Genomic DNA, 17,562 nt, shown 5'->3' with positions numbered 1-17,562 from the left:
CGATCTGAAATTGCTCTTTACCCTTAGCGGTTACCTTACGATATTTAATAATATGGGCAATGGTTTCTGTTTCATCATAGCCGGTGAATTCTACCGCCTCGTCTTCATCTTTCACCAAGATCCAATCGCCGGTGTTAATAGAGGTGGCGGCTCGGGAGCGAATTTTTTGCTCCAGTAATGCCAATTTGAAATTAGTGGTATTCACAGTCCATCCTTTTTCCCGTGCCATTAACTCTGTTAAATCAATAGGAAAACCATAGGTGTCGGATAGCTCAAAAGCAAATTCTCCAGCAACGGTTTTATTTTGTCTATCTTCAAAATATTGAGAGACGTCATCAAAAGATTTAGTAAGTTCTTCCTCTGATGTGGTTTCACGCAAACCATATTGTTCCTTTATGTAGTTATTAAATCGGTTAATTCCATTCTCAAGAGTTCTTAAAAATGATTTTTCCTCTTCTAATATTTGCTTCTGTACAAAATCTTTTTGATTCCACAGCTCGTCAAAGACATCTTTAAATTGTTCTGCTAACAATGGCACTAATTCATTGAAAAATGGCTGTTTAAAACCAAGCGTTTGATAGCTGTAACGTACCGCACGGCGTAGGATCCTGCGGATCACATAACCGGCTTTATTACTTGCTGGAAGCTGCCCATCGGCAATAGCAAAACTAATGGCGCGGATATGATCTGCCAGTACGCGCATGGCTACGGCGTTGGCCCAATCAGCCCCACCCAAACCCTCCCCGGAGGGGAGGGCTTTAGAATTGTATATCTTACCGCTTTTTTCCGCGATGAATTGGATCATCGGTTGGAAAATATCGGTATCGTAGTTAGATGTTTTACCTTGCAATATTCGTACTAACCGTTCAAAACCCATACCGGTATCAACATGCTTATTTGGTAAAGGCTTTAATTCTGTAGTCCCTTCGTCTTGGTTAAACCAAATTCGGTTAAACTGCATGAATACATTGTTCCATATCTCGATCACCTGGTCGTGGTCAGCGTTAACCAAGGTAGCGCCGCTAACTTCCGCACGCTCATTATTCGGGCGGCTATCAAAGTGGATCTCTGAGCAGGGGCCGCAAGGGCCGGTTTCACCCATTTCCCAAAAGTTGTCCTTTTTATTTCCGGGCAGTATATGGTCTTCATCTACAAACTGCTTCCACAAGTTGTAGGTTTCGGTATCTTTCTCAAGACCCTCCTTTTCGTCGCCTTCAAAGTAGGTTACGTACAAGCGGTCTTTATCTAACTTATAAACTTCGGTAAGCAGTTCCCAGCTCCAGGCAATGGCTTCTTTTTTAAAGTAATCTCCAAAGCTCCAGTTACCCAGCATCTCGAACATGGTGTGATGGTAGGTATCGATCCCCACCTCTTCCAGGTCGTTATGTTTACCGCTTACCCGCAGGCAACGCTGGGTATCTGCTACCCTTGGCGCCCTTGCCGCTGCTTCGCCCAAAAACACATCTTTAAACTGGTTCATCCCCGCGTTGGTAAACATCAGGGTTGGGTCGTTTTTAACCACGATAGGGGCACTGGGCACAATAACGTGTCCTTTTGAAGCAAAAAAATCAAGGAAAGCCTGGCGGATTTGGGTAGCTGTCATAGGGTGCAAAGGTAATAGTTGTATTTCGAATGTCGAATTTTCAATTTCGAAATTATTGGCGACAAGGTTACCTTTAACGCCGCAATGAAAATTCACATCATGGGCGCCTCGTGCGCCGGGTCGACCACTTTGGGGAAGGCGCTTGCAGAAAAGCTGAGATGCCCGTATTACGATACCGACGACTACTTCTGGATGCCGGCCGACATTCCTTACACCCTACGCCGTGACCCTGCCGAGAGGACAGCAGCGCTTAAGCATGACGTCCATAAACAGACCGATTGCGTTGTTGGGGGCTCGTTAATTAGCTGGGGTGATGACTGGAAGCGAATGTTCGACCTGGTGGTATTTCTTTATCTGCCTGCAAGCATCCGGCTAGCCCGTTTGAAATCCCGGGAGCTGGAACGTTACGGAGAGGCGATTTACACCGACCCCGTAAGAATGAAACTATACGAGGATTTTATAGCCTGGGCATCTGAATATGATAACCGGGCGTTTGCCGGGCGAAACATTCAAGTGCACGAAGATTGGTTTGGAGCGGTTGCCTGTCCCGTTTTACAAATAAGAGGAGACCAAACGGTGGCCGAGAGATTAGATCTGGTTTTAGCTGCAATTAACAATTTGCCTTAAGATTCGTCCAACAAATTCTAAATTGAAAATTCGAAATACGAAATAAACTTTACATTTGTACATGCCTTACAAAGAACGCGAGATCAGCAAAATGTATTACACCATGGGCGAGGTGTCGGCAATGTTTGATGTTAATCAGTCGCTGATACGGTTTTACGAAAAGGAATTTGACGTCCTTCAACCTAAAAAGAACAAAAAAGGCAACCGTTACTTTACTCCCGAAGACCTGGAGAACTTTAAGATCATCTTTCATCTGATCCGCGATAAAGGCTACACCCTGCAGGGTGCTAAAGACCATTTAAAAACCAACATGGGCGATACCCGCGACAACCAGCGTGTCATCGATTCCCTCCAAAGTCTTAAAAAGTTTTTATTAGAGGTACGCGACGAGTTGTAATCACCAATACTTATCCTATTTTTATTTCCTAAACCTGTCACAAGGCTGCCGGATAATTTATGATCGCTTCTCATAAGGGTGAAATTCCTGTTGTTATATTGCTGCTGCCTTTTATGGCCGGGATTGCAGGCGGCATTTGTTTTTTTAACAGCACACCGCTCTGGAGTATTTGGATAGCCGCGGGGTTACTCACGATATTTACTACCCTTGGTATTGGCTATAACAAATTTGAAATTTATAAACATCGCTGGCTTGGCGGTTTGTTGCTTTACCCGCTGCTATTTTCGTTTGGATGGTTGCTGGCCGTTTATCATAACGAATTAAAGAATCCGGGCCACTTTGCTAATAAACCTGCCCAATATATTGCTGTTACCATCACCACCGAACCCAAAGTTAACGGCGATTTGGTGCGTTTTAACGCCTTAATTACATATACCATCAATAACGGCAAGGCAGATCACGCGACAGGGGCTATCCTGCTTACTATAAAAGACGAGTTGGCCAAAAAACTGTTTTATGGCGAGCAACTACTAATACCTGCAAAATTTAACCAGGTCGATCCGCCCTTCAATCCCGGCGAATTTAACTACAAGCAATACTTGGCAGATCACAATATACATTACCAGGCATTTTTGTTCCCCAAACAATATGTTATTTTAAAAGCAGGACATGGCAACCCAGTTGTTGCCTACGCATTGCAGCTGCGGCAAAACATGGTTAAAAAGCTGCAAACCAATATGCGTGATACCAATGCCATTGCGGTTGCTTCTACCCTTATTCTTGGGTACAAGGCTGATTTAAGCAACGATATTTTGCAGGCTTACTCCAAAACCGGCACTGTCCATATCCTATCGGTATCCGGCGGGCATGTGGCAATCATCTTTTTGTTATTGAATTGGATGCTGAGCTTTTTGAACACCTATCACCGTGGCCGGGTTATAAAAGCGGTAGTAATCATCAGCTTGATCTGGGCATATTCCCTGCTTTCCGGATTTTCGCCGGCAGTATGTAGAGCTACCGTCATGATTAGCCTTATCATAACCGGTAAAACATATAGCCGCTATATTAATTCTTTAAATATCCTTGCAGCATCTGCGTTTGCCCTGTTACTGTACGATCCGTTTTTCTTAGCAGATGTGGGCTTTCAACTATCTTATCTGGCAGTAGCCGGCCTTATCGCACTTCAGCCTGTGATATATAACCGGCTTCATTTTAAAAACAGCATTGCCGATAAACTGTGGATGGCTTGCTCGGTATCGATTGCAGCTCAGGTGATCACATTTCCGCTGAGCGCTTACTATTTTCATCAATTCCCGGTATACTTTTTAGTGAGTAACTTGCTAATTGCGATTCCTGTTGCAGCCATACTTTATTGCGGTATCCTGCTTCTGCTGCTCCCGCAGGTATTCCCGATGTCACAATGGCTCGGCTATGCATTAGAGCGTTTAATTCTATTGATGAACAAAGGCCTTACCTATATCGAGAGCGCACCGTATGCCAGTATCAACAAGATATGGCTTACACGCTGGGAGTATATTATTCTGGTTGCCGCTACAATTCTGTTCTTCTATTTTATCTATTTCAAAAAAGCCTGGTTGATCAAAACTGCGCTTGCTTGTTCTCTGCTGTTTTGCATCAGTATTACTGTAAAGCGCATTAGTGCCGATAGCATCCGCTCGGTAACCTTTTTAAATCTACGCAAGCATACCGGGATCGTGTTTAAAAATGGCAGCAGGGGCATTGTACTAACCGACCTGCAAGACACCGACAAGTATTTTAAATATGCTATACAACCCGGCTTGGATAGTGCCAGAATCACTGACTATAAAATTTACGACTTAAATAGCAGCGTTGATCAGTCATGGGTTATGAAAAGACGAGGCTTTGTGCAATTTTTAAATAAAAAGCTTATCCTGTTAAACTCTGACGTCGCAACACCGTCTATAATGCAGCCATTAGATTACGACTACCTATATGTAAACACTAATAGTTTCCCAAATAGATCCTTGATAACCAATACCGGCCTGATGATTATTGGTGCAGGTAATACAGAAAAACGCGTAAATGAATTGCAGCGGTTGGCCATCAAAGAACACAAGAAATTTTGGAGCTTGCGGCGTAACAAATGTTTCACTGCTACATCTAACTAACATCAATTTTAGAATTTATATTCAAAAAACTTGCACAGAAGTTAATTACATGCTAAATTGTATCAATTAAATTAAAACTATGAAGATTAAATTATTTACCGTTGCCCTGGGCGTATCCCTTACTGCAACCGCTATTACCGCAAGCGCACAAAAAGCTTACAAAGAAGGTGTTGCAGTTCTTAGCACAACAGCAATGGGCCAGGCAACTGAAGCTAAAAATTATTTCAGGGCCGATTCTTCCGCACTTGCTTTTTCTGCAGGTCCGGCAAACCTCAAAGTATTGTCTGATACAAAAGGCAGCTTTGTAGCCATTTTGGTAGACGTTTCTGTTGCGTCTATGAAAAAGGCTGCAATTATGAACCCGTCAGAAATTGAAGAAGCACAATCACAATTACCGGTATTAACGTTTACTCCTACTACCGAAACCAAAGTGATCTCTGGCTTTAATTGTAAAAAAGTAACTGCAAAAGATGCTAAGGCAAATAAGTCTTATGATATTTGGGTTACCAATGATTTCACAATGCCGATGGGCCAGTTGTCTAAATTATATGCCGGCGCAGGTGGTACACCCGTACAGTACACAGGTTTTCAAAATGGCCAGGCGTCTGAGATTACTTTAAAAAGCATTACCGAGCAAAAAGTACCTGCGGGTATATTTGGTATCCCTAAAGATTTTGATAAGATCACTATGGATGAGTTAAAAGCTTTAAGCGGTGGTGGTAACTAATCACTAACTCTTATAAAACAAAAACCCCGGTAATATGCCGGGGTTTTTTTACACCTATCTTAATTCACTTCGGTAGCAAGGTTATCTACCCAGCTACTAAACAACCTTGTTTCCATATCAACTGCTTTTTTAGCATGCACCTCCCAATCCGGCGAAAAGTGCTGCAACTGGTTGATCATTTCTTCGAGATGACCCTCCTCTTCCAGAATTATCGATTTAACGTTCACTTTGCTTGCCGCATTATCCAAAGCCTCCTGGTAAATAGGGTAAAGTTCATCGGCCCTAACTTCGATTGCGTAGGTAACCAGCAGGTAAGCTGCAAACCTTAACTCGGCTCCTGATAGCTGTAACTTCTTTTTCAGGTAACGGCAAACATCAATATCCAACTGGTTTAAATAATAACGGCTGTAAGCCGGAGCAATTAAATACTCGGGCGAATAAGTCGGCAAACAGCTATTGCCTGTTTTTTCAATCTGCTTTTTCAGATAAAAGGCATGCCGGTGCTCTTCTGCCGCATGTTTTAATATAATGTAAGTTACCGTGGCCGGATCTTCACTGGCAGATATTTTACGCGCGCCGGTGTTCTCCATTAATGACAGCGTGTTTAACCACCTTGCGTGGAGCTGGTTATTGGCAATAATTTTAGGTAATATGGTATTTAGTTCCATGTTCAAATCTCGTCTAAAGCTTTTTCAATAGCGCTGTAAATATAGTCCAGCTCGTCATTGGTAATGCAATATGGCGGTAAAATATAAATGATGTTACCTAATGGTCTTAAGATGATACCCTTGCTCAAAAAATACTGGTATAGGCGGTCGCGGAGGGTATTAAAGTAAGATGTATTGTCATCTGTCTTCCATTCAAGCGCCAGAATTGTACCGGTTTGCCGGGTGCTTTTAAGCATTGGGTGACCAGAAATTTTACGGGCAAATGCCTGGTGTAAATTTATGATCCTGTCGATATTTTGTTGTGTAGCCGGTGCTAAAAACAAATCTAAACTTGCAAGGGATGCGGCGCATGCTACCGGGTTGGCCGTATAAGAATGACCGTGGAACAGGGTCTTCATTTTATCGTCGGATAAAAAAGCATCGTAGATCACCTGCGTACATGTAGTGAGCCCAAAAGCCATCGTACCGCCTGTAAGCCCTTTAGAAAAGCACATGATGTCGGGCTGGGTTTGTAAATGATCGCAGGCAAAGGCCTTACCTGTACGGCCAAAACCTGTAAACACTTCATCAGCTATCAGCAAAACGCCTTCCTGGCGGCAATGAGCCATCAATTCATCTAAATGTGCCGCGTCATACATTACCATTCCTGCCGAGCCTTGTACCAGCGGCTCGAAAATAAAACAGGCAAGATCTGATTTAAGATGTGTTATGGCAGCTTTGAGGTCTTGAAGATTATCTGCGTTGGGCAGGTCAATAAATTCCACTTCGAACAACAAGCTGTCGAATGCGGCGGTAAATGCGCTGCGGCCGCTAACCGACATTGCTCCGAAGGTGTCGCCATGGTATGCGTTTTTGAAAGCCAGTATTTTGGTACGTTGCCGGCCTGTGTTGAACCAGTATTGTAAACACATTTTTATTGCAACCTCTACAGCTGTCGAACCGTTATCCGAATAGAAAGCCTTAGCCTGATTCTCGGGCAAAATAGCCAATAACCGTTCGGCAAGCTCGACGGCGCCAGGGTGCGTAAAGCCGGCAAAAATGGCGTGCTCTAGTTTTAGCAGTTGCTCTGCTACTTTCTGGGCAATGTAAGGATTACCATGCCCATGAATGTTCACCCACCAGGACGATATTGCGTCAATATATTTCGTTCCGTCTTCGGCAAACAGGCAAGCCCCCTCGCCTCTTACAATAGGTATAGGCGGCTGGGCCGTTTGCATTTGTGTATACGGGTGCCATATCACCGCCAGATCACGCTCAACTAAACTCATGTTTTTGCAATTAATAATTCTGCAACGTATTGGTCTATCGGGAAGGTTAAATCGCCGGGAGTAAGCTTATCAAGATTTACCCATCTGAAAGATTGCAGCACAGCTGTTTTATCATCACTGTCAAAATCGAACACCTTTGTCTTACAGGTAAAGTTTAAAGCGCCTTCGGCTTTGACGATGTAATAAACGCTGATGATCTGCGAATCATTAAAGGCCGATTTAACAAAAAAATCGGTAGTGTAAAAATGCTTTACAATAGCAACCTCAGTATTGCATTCTTCCATAAACTCTCGCTTTAGGCCGTCTGTAAGGCCTTCGCCATACTCTAAGCCGCCGCCGGGGAATTTGCTAAAATGAATACCGTATTCCTGCTCGTCGCTTATCAGCACCTCATTATTTTCGTTTATCAATATGCCGTAAACCCTGACGTTAAAAAATTCTTTACTCATAATGTTTTTTGTTACGCATTACCTTATCCATCGTCCAGGGGATTTCTTCTGTTTTCGCCTCCGACCGGATAGGGCAATTGGGCATGCTACAGTAATGGCAGCAATATGGCAGGCAAGGATCGGTATGTATAAAAAATTCGGTGGTTATACCGGCCTGGGCGTTTACAAGTTGTTCTACCAGCTTAACTTCTTCATGCACGCGGTTAAGGTCAAAATAATTGGGCAGGGTTAGGTGGCAATCAATGTGTAGTTCGCTGCCATATTTTTGAGCACGGAGGTTATGAATATCTATCCACTCGTCGCGGCGTTGTTCACTTAAAACTTTAACAACGTCGCTTACAATTATAAAATCAGTCTCGTCCATTAAGCCGGCGACAGATCTGCGGATAAGCTTATATCCGGTTACCAATATATAAACGCCAACCAGTATGGACAGCACGCTATCCAGCCATAGAATTTTAGTAAAGTAAATAAGCAACAAACCTATAACCAGGCCTGTACTGGTAACGGTGTCTGTAAGTAAGTGCCTGCCGTCGGCTTCGATAGTAATAGATGGCAACGATTTTCCTTTGCGGATCATGTAATAGCCAAGTCCGCCGTTTACAGCTCCTGTAAAGCCAATAATAATAGCACCTAACAACAGGTCGTGGATTTCTTCAGGATAGAAGATACTGTAGGTTGATTTTAAGATGATGATGATACCGGCTATTCCGATAAGCGATCCTTCAATAAAAACAGAAAAGTACTCAACCTTTCCATGGCCGTAAGGGTGGTTCTCGTCACGTGGTTGTGATGCCAGGTAGATGCTGAAAAAAGCGAAAGAACTGGCTACCACGTTTACGATACTTTCGGCTGCATCCGTGAGTACAAAGTTTGAATTGGTTAGAAAGTACGCTGTAAACTTCATTACCATCAGCACGGCGCCGGCGACCAATGATATAGATATAATCCTTTTATGCTCTTTCAAACCTATTGAATTTATAGGTGGCAAACTTAAGCAAAAAATTCCCCTGCCTTGGTTATCCAGGTAACATATCGAAGATATTTTAGTTTTGCTGATGCTTACTGAATATGCACAATTGCTATTTCGGCGACATCATATAGTTACGCTTAAAATCAATAAAGACCGTATTGAGATGTTGTGCTTTGCAACGTTACGCCTCATAACTCATTCGCTTAATGAAACCTTGCTGTTTAAGATTTTGGTGATTTAAGCCACGACGAAACAGTGGAAGTAATCATAAAAAAATGTGATATTATAAACCTGGTAAGCATCGGTAAACTAATTTTTTATATTTGCCGCACTAACACAAATATGATGAGCACATTAAGTAACAGGATAAATAACTTGTCGGAATCCCAAACCATTAAAATGGCCAAAATGGGTCGCGAACTGGCGGCTAAAGGTGTGGATGTGATCAGCCTTAGCTTCGGCGAGCCTGATTTTCATACACCAGAGCATATTAAGGAAGCTGCAAAAACAGCTATGGATAAAAATTTCACTTATTATACCCCTGTTGCCGGTTATCCTGATTTGAGAAAAGCCGTTGTTGCAAAATTAAAGACAGAAAATAAGTTAGATTATACCGATACGCAGATTGTCGTATCAACCGGCGCTAAGCAGGCTATAGCCAACGCTGTGCTATGTTTGGTAAACCCCGGCGATGAGGTAATTATCCCTACACCTTACTGGGTATCTTATTCGGAAGTGGTTAAACTGGCTGAAGGAAAAAGCGTTTTTATTGATACCACTGTTGAGCAGGAATTTAAAATAACGCCACAGCAACTGGAAGCCGCTATTACGCCTAATACCAAGCTATTCATGTTTTCTTCGCCATGTAACCCTACTGGCAGCGTTTACAGCAAAGATGAACTGGAAGGCTTAGCACAAGTGTTTGAGAAAAACCCGCACGTTTATATATTAAGCGATGAAATTTATGAGCACATCAACTTTATAGGCGGGCACGAATCAATTGCCCAGTTCGATTATATTAAGGACCGTGTAGTAATCATCAACGGCTGGTCGAAGGCTTTTGCCATGACCGGTTGGAGAATTGGTTACACCGCATCTAACAGCGAAATTGCAGCTGCCTGCGATAAAATGCAGGGCCAGATCACTTCAGGAACATGCTCTATCACTCAAAAGGCGGGTGTGGCAGCTTATACAGGTGGTTTAGAAAGCGTGCATCAAATGCGCGAGCAATTCCAAAAACGCCGTGACATTGTTTATAACTTGTTAAAGGAGATTGACGGATTGGAGGTAAATCTTCCGGATGGCGCCTTTTACTTTTTCCCAAATGTTACATCGTTCTTCGGCAAAAGCTACAACGGGAAAGTAATCAACGATTCTGACGAACTAAGCATCTTCTTACTGGAAGAAGCCCATGTGGCAACAGTAGGCGGTGATTCATTCGGCGATAAAAAATCTATCCGGATATCTTATGCCGCAGCTGAGGATAAATTGATTGAAGCCGTACGCCGCATAAAAGAAGCATTAGGGAAACTTCAATAATGCACTTTGCAAATCGTATTTAATAAAAATGCCCCTCGTATTTAACGAGGGGCGTTTTTGTTATAGTAATTGGTAAAATTACAAGCCGAAGCCGTAAGCAATACGTAAACCTACTGTACCATAGTTATTATCCTGGCCAGAGAAGTTTTCGTAACGTGCACCAACATCCCATTTCTGGTTAGCCCATCCAATACCCGGAGAAGCAATTAGTTTAGTTGCTTTGCCATTACCTTGTGGTTTACCGGTAACGCCTGCATAAACGTCACGAGTTTCAAATGCCGCACCAACTTCACCACTTAGGTAAAAGTTTTGCGCAACGAACGCTTTAATACCAGCTTTCACAGGAACTAGACCGAATGACGGATACTTCGCATCAAAGTTATCATTGATCTTTTTACCAAAAAAGTTATAATAACCAGATGTAAGTGTTAATGCCAGGTTATCGGCTACTCCGTACTGTAAGCGAGCTGTACCACCTAAACCAACATTTGATACGTCTTTCAACAAGCCGCCAGTTGGCAATAAACCTTCAACACCTACTCCAAAACGTAATGCACTTTTAGGTACTGATTGTGCCTTAACATTGGTTCCGATAAATATAGCTGCTGCGGTAAGCGCTGTTGCTAATAATTGTTTTGTTGTTTTCATTGTTGTGTTATTTAATAAACATTAGTAATTGTGATACACCGCTAACAACAAATATTTTGCCACCGTGCCAAAAGTAATGCACGGGCGATAGTTCATGACAGAAAGATGAAGGATATAAAATACCTCAGTTAAATAAAGTCAACACCTTATAAACTGATAATCAACTAACTTTTTAACTTTTAAGAGGGAAAAGTCAGTAAAGTAGTCAATAATACTTTGTCAGATTTGGTTTTATAGCATAGTGCTATATTGGGTACAAAACTGTATAGTGTTATGGATACACTAAGTTAGCAAAGGGTTAAATTAATGCTAAATTTCATCTGCTTTTCATGCCAAAACTCAAATTTTGACTATAAAAAAGCCCCTTTGTTAAAGGGGCTTTAAATTAATGTGAGCCTTCTACCGCATCTTCATTCGGATCAGGCTTATAGTTTTTCTCCAGTTCAGCCAGTTTTTCCTTGCCGTAAGCAAATTTGGTGATAAGATAATAAAGCACCGGCACAATGAATATAGCCAGTGACGTTGCAGTAAGCATACCGCCAAAAACTGTCCATCCGATAGTTTTTCGTGACTGGGCACCTGCGCCTGACGCAAAAAGCAACGGCACTACACCCAAGATAAACGCCAGCGAGGTCATGATGATAGGGCGAAGACGCAGCCTTACCGCCTCTAATGTCGCTTTTTCAAGTTCCATACCCCTGTCAACACGCTCCTTGGCAAACTCCACAATCAAAATCGCATTCTTGGCTGCCAAACCTATGAGCGTTATCAAACCTATTTGCGCATACACGTTGTTGGTAAGGCTCGGTTGCAGCCATAAAAAGAATATAGCTCCAAAAGCTCCTAAAGGTACGGCAAGCAAAACCGAGAATGGCACCGACCAGCTTTCATACAAAGCAGCCAGGAAAAGAAACACAAAGCCTATGGACAAGGCAAATATGTAAACGGTTTTAGATCCGGATAACAACTCCTCGCGGCTTAAGCCCGAAAATTCATATCCATAACCTTGTGGCAAGGTTTGCGCAGCTACTTCCTTCAAAGCATTGATAGCATCACCGCTACTGTAACCTGGCGCGGCGTTACCATTTATCTCCGCAGAACGGAACAGGTTGTAGTGCGATATCAATGGCGCGTTTTCAATTACCTTATAGCTTGTAAGCGTACTTAGCGGAACCATTGCTCCGGCAGAGTTGCGCACAAAGTATTGGCCGATGTTGTCCATACTTGTACGATAGTTAGTATCGGCCTGGGCAACTACCCTAAAGTTACGACCGTAGATAGTAAAATCGTTAATGTAGGCGCTACCCATGTAAGTTTGCAGTGCGTTGTTCACATCAGAGATCTGTACGCCTAATTTCTTAGCCTTTTCCCTGTCGATAGTGAGTTGGTAAGCCGGTGTATGAGCTGTAAAAAACGAGAACGCTTTGGAGATTTCCGGGCGTTTATTAATAGCCGCGGTGAAATTCTGTAATACTTTTTCAAAATTAGTTATCTCGCCACCTGCTTCTTTTTCCTGCAAAATGAATGAGAAACCACCTGTATTACCCAAGCCAGGTATAGCCGGCGGTGATATAACTACAACGTTGGCTTCTTTAGTTTTCGACAACTTCTTTTGCAGCAGTGTTATTAATGAATCTTTTTGTGTTTCCGGTGTCTTACGTTCATCCCATGGCTTTAACTGTACAAACATGGTTGCACTGTTAGACTTAGTTGCAAAGTTAACGGCATTCAAGCCACCCAATGCTGCGTAGTGGTTAATTCCGGGAATGCTGTCTAACTGCTTCATCATGGTATTTAACGTAGCAACTGTACGCTCCGTAGCCGAGCCTTCCGGTAAATCAAAAGTAATAATGATACGTCCCTCGTCCTCCAGCGGTATAAATCCGGAAGACTTGCCTCTAAAGAGTAACACAGTACCCACCACAATACATACCAGCAGGATGATAATGTATTTTGAACCTTTAATACTTTTATCAACTGCGTTGCGATAACGTCCGGTTAACCGTTCAAACCATTGGTTGAATTTAAAAAACCATTTGTTTAATCCGGTCGAGTTTTCGTCAATCTTATGCGGACGCAGTAACAGGATACAAAGTGCCGGTGTTAACGACAAAGCCACAAATGCCGATATTAAAACCGAGATAGCAATAGTAATGGCAAATTGTTGATATAACCTGCCTACGATACCTGGCACAAAGCCTACAGGCACAAACACAGCACCCAATATTAACGCGATAGCTATTACCGGTGCCGAAATCTCTTTCATTGCCTGATGTGTAGCATCGACGGGGCTCATACCCTTTTCGTCCATATTGTGCTGCACGGCCTCAACCACCACAATGGCATCATCTACCACAATACCGATGGCGAGTACGAAACCGAATAACGTTAGCGTGTTAATGGTGAACCCTAACGGGATGAAAAAGATGAAGGTACCAATAATTGATACCGGAATAGCCAATACAGGAATGAGGGTTGTACGCCAGTTTTGCAGGAATAGAAAAACTACAATGATAACCAGTGCCAAGGCAATAATCAGCGTTTCAATCACCTCATGTAGCGATACCCTTACCACCGTTACCGATTCAAAGGGCACTACATAATCAATATCCGCCGGGAACGATTTTTTAAGCTCGTTCATGGTAGCGGTAACATTGTCAGCAGTTTCTATGGCGTTGCTACCTGGTGCCTGGTAAATAAGTAAGTAAGATGCCCGTTTACCGTCGATAAATGAATTACCTGCGTAATTAAATTTACCCAATTGTACACGCGCCACGTCCCTTAAATGCACAATTGCACCAGTTGATGGTATCGTTTTTACAACGATGTTCTCAAATTCTTCCGGCTTAACTAAACGGCCCTTTACCAAAACGGTGTATTCAAATGTTTGACCCTTCATTTGCGGGGTGGCACCTACGGTACCAGCTGCTACCTGCGCGTTTTGTTCCTGTAAGGCGGCGGTAACTTCGGCAGCAGTCATATTTAATGCGGCGAGTTTATCCGGCTTTAACCAGATACGCATACTAAAATCATCGGCACGTGTAAACACGTCACCAACACCCTTTGTACGCAATAGCGCATCTTTAACAAATACGTTGGCATAGTTATCAGTGAAGGTAACATCGTGCGTGCCTTTTGGAGCAAACAGCGCAACAAGCATTAGTATGCTCGGGTTACGTTTACGTACTACCAATCCTAATCGTTGGACCTCTTGCGGCAGCGTTGGCTGCGCAATGCCTACACGATTTTGCACATCCAGTGCGGCGATATTGATATCTGTACCTACTTCAAAGTTCACCGTCATGCTCATCTGGCCGTTACCGGTACTGTTACTTTGCAGGTATGTCATACCTGGGGTACCATTAACCTGTACCTCTACCGGTGTTGCAACAGTTTGCTCAACGGTTAATGCGTCGGCACCGGTATAGTTACCCGTAACCTGTACGGTTGGGGGGGTAATTTCCGGGTATTGCCCAATTGGCAAGTTCATTATGGCCAGGACACCTACAATCACAATAACAAGTGATATTACTATGGCGGTTACCGGGCGTTTTATGAAAGTATCTGCGATCATTATTTTGTCCTTTATCTTAAATTTTTCTGAAGGATATTCCTTCAATCTTCTCCAAAAACAGCTATCCGATTATTTTGCTGCGCCTTTTTTTGAATCAGCTGCTGCGGGTGGCGCACCAAGAGTTATCTTACCTCCATCACGCAACCGCTGGAAACCTTCGGTAATGATCTTATCACCCGCTTTTAAGCCATCCATAACAACGATATTGCCCTGAATACGGGGACCTAATTTCACTTTACGCTGCTCGGCAATAGTGTCTTTAGATACAAATACAAAGAACTCTCCCATTTGCTCAGTAACAGCTTTATAAGGGATCTGGATGCGATTGCCCGAATCATCATTCAATACTTGCAGCACACAGCTCATACCATCTTTAAGTACGTCCTTTTCATTACTGAACTGAATCCTTACTTTAATACTTCCTGTTTGATTATTTATACCTCGATCAATTGCAAATACTTTTCCGGTTTTGTTGTAGATCGTTCCATCGGCCATCTGCAATCTAAAAGTGGTATCAGTACTGCGGTTTTGCAGCTTATAAAAACGGTTGATGTCCTGCTCATTAATTACCACATCCACACCGATAGGGTTACCGGTCGAGATAGTGTTCAATAATGTAGTACCCGGTGTAACCTGCGCGCCCAGTTTAACCTGAGAAATACCGATGCGGCCTGTAAACGGGGCTTTGATTGTAGCATATGACAAATCTGTAGCTGCCGATGCCAGGCCTGCCTTAGCAACCTGTACCTGTGATTTGCTGGTTTCATAGGCAGCTGTAGCCTGGTCAACCGTTTGGCGTGCAACAGCATCGCTCTTTAACAACATATTATAGCGGTCTACGTCCTTCTGCGCTTTTGTTAAATTTGCATTGGCACTTGCAACGTTAGCGCGGGCCTGCTCATAAGCTGCCACGTACTTGCGGCGATCTATCTCATACAGCGGCGTACCTTTTGTTACCACCTCACCTTCTTTAAAAAAGATCCCGGTAATAAAACCGGCAACCTGGCTGCGCAGCTCAACAGAATTAAGCGCAATGACCTGTCCCTGGTATTTGTCATAGTAAAGGGCATCGGCGGTTTTTACTTCGGCAACACTTACGGGCGTTGGTGGCGGCGCTGCATTTTGTTTCTGGTCAGATTTGCTTTTGCATGCTGTCCACAACAAAAGGGTTAATGCGGCTATGCAGTATGTATATTTATTTTTCATTGTCAATGTGTTGTTCGTTAATTATTCGGCGCGTAAAATGCCCAGTGAGCGTTGCAGATCTATTTTGCTTGATAATAGTTGATATAAAGCGTTGTAATAATTTAACTGAGCGGTGCGCAGGTCGGCCTGCGATACAATAACGTCCAGATAAGTTTTAATACCTTCACGATACTGCAGCTCTACTACCTTGTAAACGTCGGTAGCCAGGCCAACATTCTCTTTAAGTATCAGCCAGTTGTTATAATTGCTTTTATAATTCCCTAAAGCGGCAGCATACTCAGCATTAATAGCGTTGCGGCTGTTGATCTGATCAAGGTCGTTACGCTCCACCTGCAAACGGGCCTTACTCAGGTTTTGAAGTCGCCTGCCTCCCTGAAAAATAGGAATAGACAACGATAACCCTGCAAATGACGTTGGGTAAGAATCATTATATAGTTTGGAGAAATTATCATTAAAATAAGCCAGGCTATATCCACCAATAGCAGATAACGACGGCAAAAAGCTCCACCTGTAATAGGATACATTAAGGTTAAGCAAATTCTTTTGGGTTTGCAGCTGGCGATATTCTATCCGGTTATTGTAATTAATAGCCTGATTGGTATCTATTAACGCATCGTACTGTAGCTTGGCGGAGTCGTATGCCAGTACCAGCCCTTTATCAGGATTAAAACCCATAACCTGTTTAAGGTAAGCAGTTTTACTTTTTATAGCTTCTTCTATTGATTTGCGGCTGGCCAAAGAGTTATTGAGGGCAATTGTTGCCTGCTTGTAGTCGGTTTTGTCAACCACACCGGCTTGATAACGTGCGTAAGCATCCTTTAAGCTGCGGCGTAGTCTTACAATATCTTCCTTAATGATATCTAGCTGGCGTTGCGACAAAAGTACATCATAAAAAGCCTTACTAACATCAGATGCAAGATCAATCTTACTGCTTTCGGTGTTCTCTTTATAATACCTCCGTGAGTACTTAGCAGATCGGGAAGCGAGCAACACATCGTTATTAAATATAACCTGGCTGGCTTGAAGGCCTAATGTAGATACGTTATGTGCAATGGCTAAATTTTGCTGAGAGGTGCCGGTGGTTGTTCCCGAACCGGTGCCTGTCCCTGTTCCGCCGGTGCCTGTCCCTGTTCCGCCGGTACCTGTTCCTGTTCCGCCGGTACCTGTTCCTGTACCGCCTGTTCCTGTTCCTCCTGTGCCCGTTCCGGTGCCAGTACCCCCGGCGCCAGTTGTACCACCAGTAGCGCTACCGCCTGCAATTATTGCCGGGCGTTGGAAATAGTGCTGATACTGGCCTGTTGTCCCGATTTGCGGCAACCATGCCGAAAGCCCTATACGGATATCGCGCTCATTAATTTGTTCGTCGATGTAGGCTTGTTTTAGTAATGGCTGATTTTTTAATGCAAAGTTGATGCTTTGCTGAAGGGTTACTACAGCTGCAGTTGTATCGGCAGGACTTTGGGCAAATATGCTTATCGGCAAAAAAAGAAAATTGGTGATTGCCAGAAGGTATTGCAGTTTTTTCATAAGAACAGATGGATGCATTGTGAAAACGAAATTAATAACGAATGGTTCTTATTAATTTCACATAATTAGTAGGGCAGCACGAAGATGTAACTATTACAAATAAATTAAAAATTGACAACAGAAATATTACTTAATTAGGAGAATAAAATGATAAACAGCTTTATGTTCAACTTTTTTTTATGATTTTGCAAATTAGTGACGGCATT

General features: G+C 43.0%; 14 protein-coding genes. 5 read left to right on the top strand and 9 right to left on the bottom strand.

Annotation, left to right across the window (positions count from 1 at the left end; all coding sequences use genetic code 11):
- On the bottom strand, nt 1-1,603 hold a 1,603-nt coding region (gene alaS, locus ACE5CV_RS20140; RefSeq protein WP_374952003.1), incomplete at its 3' end, for an alanine--tRNA ligase.
- 84 nt (nt 1,604-1,687) lie between these two features.
- Here alaS and ACE5CV_RS20135 point away from each other — a divergent pair.
- The 4 genes from ACE5CV_RS20135 to ACE5CV_RS20120 all read left to right on the top strand — a co-directional run bounded on the left by ACE5CV_RS20135 (nt 1,688) and on the right by ACE5CV_RS20120 (nt 5,504).
- Nucleotides 1,688-2,230 carry a shikimate kinase gene (locus ACE5CV_RS20135; protein WP_374952002.1) on the top strand — a complete coding sequence of 181 codons (543 nt, stop codon included), beginning with the start codon at nt 1,688-1,690 and terminating at the stop codon, nt 2,228-2,230.
- Between the two features lie 61 nt (nt 2,231-2,291).
- A complete protein-coding gene (locus ACE5CV_RS20130) occupies nt 2,292-2,627 on the top strand; it encodes a MerR family transcriptional regulator (protein ID WP_374952001.1) in 336 nt (111 codons plus the stop codon).
- A 59-nt stretch (nt 2,628-2,686) separates the two neighbouring features.
- Nucleotides 2,687-4,777, top strand: coding sequence for a ComEC/Rec2 family competence protein (locus ACE5CV_RS20125; RefSeq protein WP_374952000.1), 2,091 nt, complete (start codon nt 2,687-2,689; stop codon nt 4,775-4,777).
- A 79-nt stretch (nt 4,778-4,856) separates the two neighbouring features.
- Nucleotides 4,857-5,504, top strand: coding sequence for a hypothetical protein (locus ACE5CV_RS20120; RefSeq protein ID WP_374951999.1), 648 nt, complete (start codon nt 4,857-4,859; stop codon nt 5,502-5,504).
- Nucleotides 5,505-5,563: 59 nt separating this feature from the next.
- Here the strand turns inward: ACE5CV_RS20120 and ACE5CV_RS20115 are convergent, their stop codons facing one another.
- The 4 genes from ACE5CV_RS20115 to ACE5CV_RS20100 are packed head-to-tail and all read right to left on the bottom strand — an operon-like array spanning nt 5,564 to nt 8,856.
- Complete coding sequence (locus ACE5CV_RS20115; RefSeq protein ID WP_374951998.1) at nt 5,564-6,172, bottom strand: hypothetical protein; 609 nt, start codon at nt 6,170-6,172, stop codon at nt 5,564-5,566.
- Nucleotides 6,173-6,174: 2 nt separating this feature from the next.
- Nucleotides 6,175-7,440 (bottom strand): adenosylmethionine--8-amino-7-oxononanoate transaminase, encoded by a 1,266-nt coding sequence (gene bioA, locus ACE5CV_RS20110; RefSeq protein ID WP_374951997.1) that lies wholly within the window; start codon nt 7,438-7,440, stop codon nt 6,175-6,177.
- Nucleotides 7,437-7,889 carry an NUDIX domain-containing protein gene (locus ACE5CV_RS20105; protein WP_374951996.1) on the bottom strand — a complete coding sequence of 151 codons (453 nt, stop codon included), beginning with the start codon at nt 7,887-7,889 and terminating at the stop codon, nt 7,437-7,439. Before ACE5CV_RS20105 ends, bioA begins: the two co-directional genes overlap by 4 nt.
- On the bottom strand, nt 7,882-8,856 hold the full coding sequence (locus tag ACE5CV_RS20100; RefSeq protein WP_374951995.1) for a cation diffusion facilitator family transporter: 975 nt from the start codon (nt 8,854-8,856) through the stop codon (nt 7,882-7,884). The genes ACE5CV_RS20105 and ACE5CV_RS20100 overlap by 8 nt, the downstream gene beginning before the upstream one ends.
- A 351-nt stretch (nt 8,857-9,207) precedes the next feature.
- On the opposite strand from ACE5CV_RS20100, the gene ACE5CV_RS20095 reads away from it, so the two are divergent.
- The gene (locus ACE5CV_RS20095; RefSeq protein WP_374952004.1) at nt 9,208-10,401 is read left to right on the top strand and encodes a pyridoxal phosphate-dependent aminotransferase; all 1,194 of its coding nucleotides are present in this window, start codon (nt 9,208-9,210) and stop codon (nt 10,399-10,401) included.
- A gap of 78 nt (nt 10,402-10,479) precedes the next feature.
- Here ACE5CV_RS20095 and ACE5CV_RS20090 read toward each other — a convergent pair whose 3' ends face one another.
- From ACE5CV_RS20090 to ACE5CV_RS20075, 4 genes are all read right to left on the bottom strand, one after another.
- Nucleotides 10,480-11,049 carry a hypothetical protein gene (locus ACE5CV_RS20090; RefSeq protein WP_374951994.1) on the bottom strand — a complete coding sequence of 190 codons (570 nt, stop codon included), beginning with the start codon at nt 11,047-11,049 and terminating at the stop codon, nt 10,480-10,482.
- Nucleotides 11,050-11,434: 385 nt separating this feature from the next.
- Nucleotides 11,435-14,623, bottom strand: coding sequence for an efflux RND transporter permease subunit (locus ACE5CV_RS20085; protein ID WP_374951993.1), 3,189 nt, complete (start codon nt 14,621-14,623; stop codon nt 11,435-11,437).
- Nucleotides 14,624-14,692: 69 nt separating this feature from the next.
- Entirely contained in the window at nt 14,693-15,829 is a 1,137-nt protein-coding gene (locus tag ACE5CV_RS20080; RefSeq protein ID WP_374951992.1) for an efflux RND transporter periplasmic adaptor subunit, read from the bottom strand.
- Between the two features lie 21 nt (nt 15,830-15,850).
- Entirely contained in the window at nt 15,851-17,356 is a 1,506-nt protein-coding gene (locus ACE5CV_RS20075; RefSeq protein ID WP_374951991.1) for a TolC family protein, read from the bottom strand.
- Nucleotides 17,357-17,562 lie beyond the last annotated feature (206 nt).

Source organism: Mucilaginibacter sp. (assembly GCF_964263795.1).
Classification (GTDB): Bacteria; Bacteroidota; Bacteroidia; order Sphingobacteriales; family Sphingobacteriaceae; genus Mucilaginibacter.
Note: the sequence above shows the minus strand (reverse complement) of the source record. Positions and strands in the feature narration are given on the sequence as shown.

Coding starts and splice junctions, on each gene's coding strand:
- ACE5CV_RS20135 (WP_374952002.1), top strand. CDS start 1,688: ATGAAAATTCACATCATGGGCGCCTCGTGCGCCGGGTCGACCACTTTG.
- ACE5CV_RS20130 (WP_374952001.1), top strand. CDS start 2,292: ATGCCTTACAAAGAACGCGAGATCAGCAAAATGTATTACACCATGGGC.
- ACE5CV_RS20125 (WP_374952000.1), top strand. CDS start 2,687: ATGATCGCTTCTCATAAGGGTGAAATTCCTGTTGTTATATTGCTGCTG.
- ACE5CV_RS20120 (WP_374951999.1), top strand. CDS start 4,857: ATGAAGATTAAATTATTTACCGTTGCCCTGGGCGTATCCCTTACTGCA.
- ACE5CV_RS20115 (WP_374951998.1), bottom strand. CDS start 6,172: ATGGAACTAAATACCATATTACCTAAAATTATTGCCAATAACCAGCTC.
- bioA (WP_374951997.1), bottom strand. CDS start 7,440: ATGAGTTTAGTTGAGCGTGATCTGGCGGTGATATGGCACCCGTATACA.
- ACE5CV_RS20105 (WP_374951996.1), bottom strand. CDS start 7,889: ATGAGTAAAGAATTTTTTAACGTCAGGGTTTACGGCATATTGATAAAC.
- ACE5CV_RS20095 (WP_374952004.1), top strand. CDS start 9,208: ATGAGCACATTAAGTAACAGGATAAATAACTTGTCGGAATCCCAAACC.
- ACE5CV_RS20090 (WP_374951994.1), bottom strand. CDS start 11,049: ATGAAAACAACAAAACAATTATTAGCAACAGCGCTTACCGCAGCAGCT.
- ACE5CV_RS20085 (WP_374951993.1), bottom strand. CDS start 14,623: ATGATCGCAGATACTTTCATAAAACGCCCGGTAACCGCCATAGTAATA.
- ACE5CV_RS20080 (WP_374951992.1), bottom strand. CDS start 15,829: ATGAAAAATAAATATACATACTGCATAGCCGCATTAACCCTTTTGTTG.
- ACE5CV_RS20075 (WP_374951991.1), bottom strand. CDS start 17,356: ATGAAAAAACTGCAATACCTTCTGGCAATCACCAATTTTCTTTTTTTG.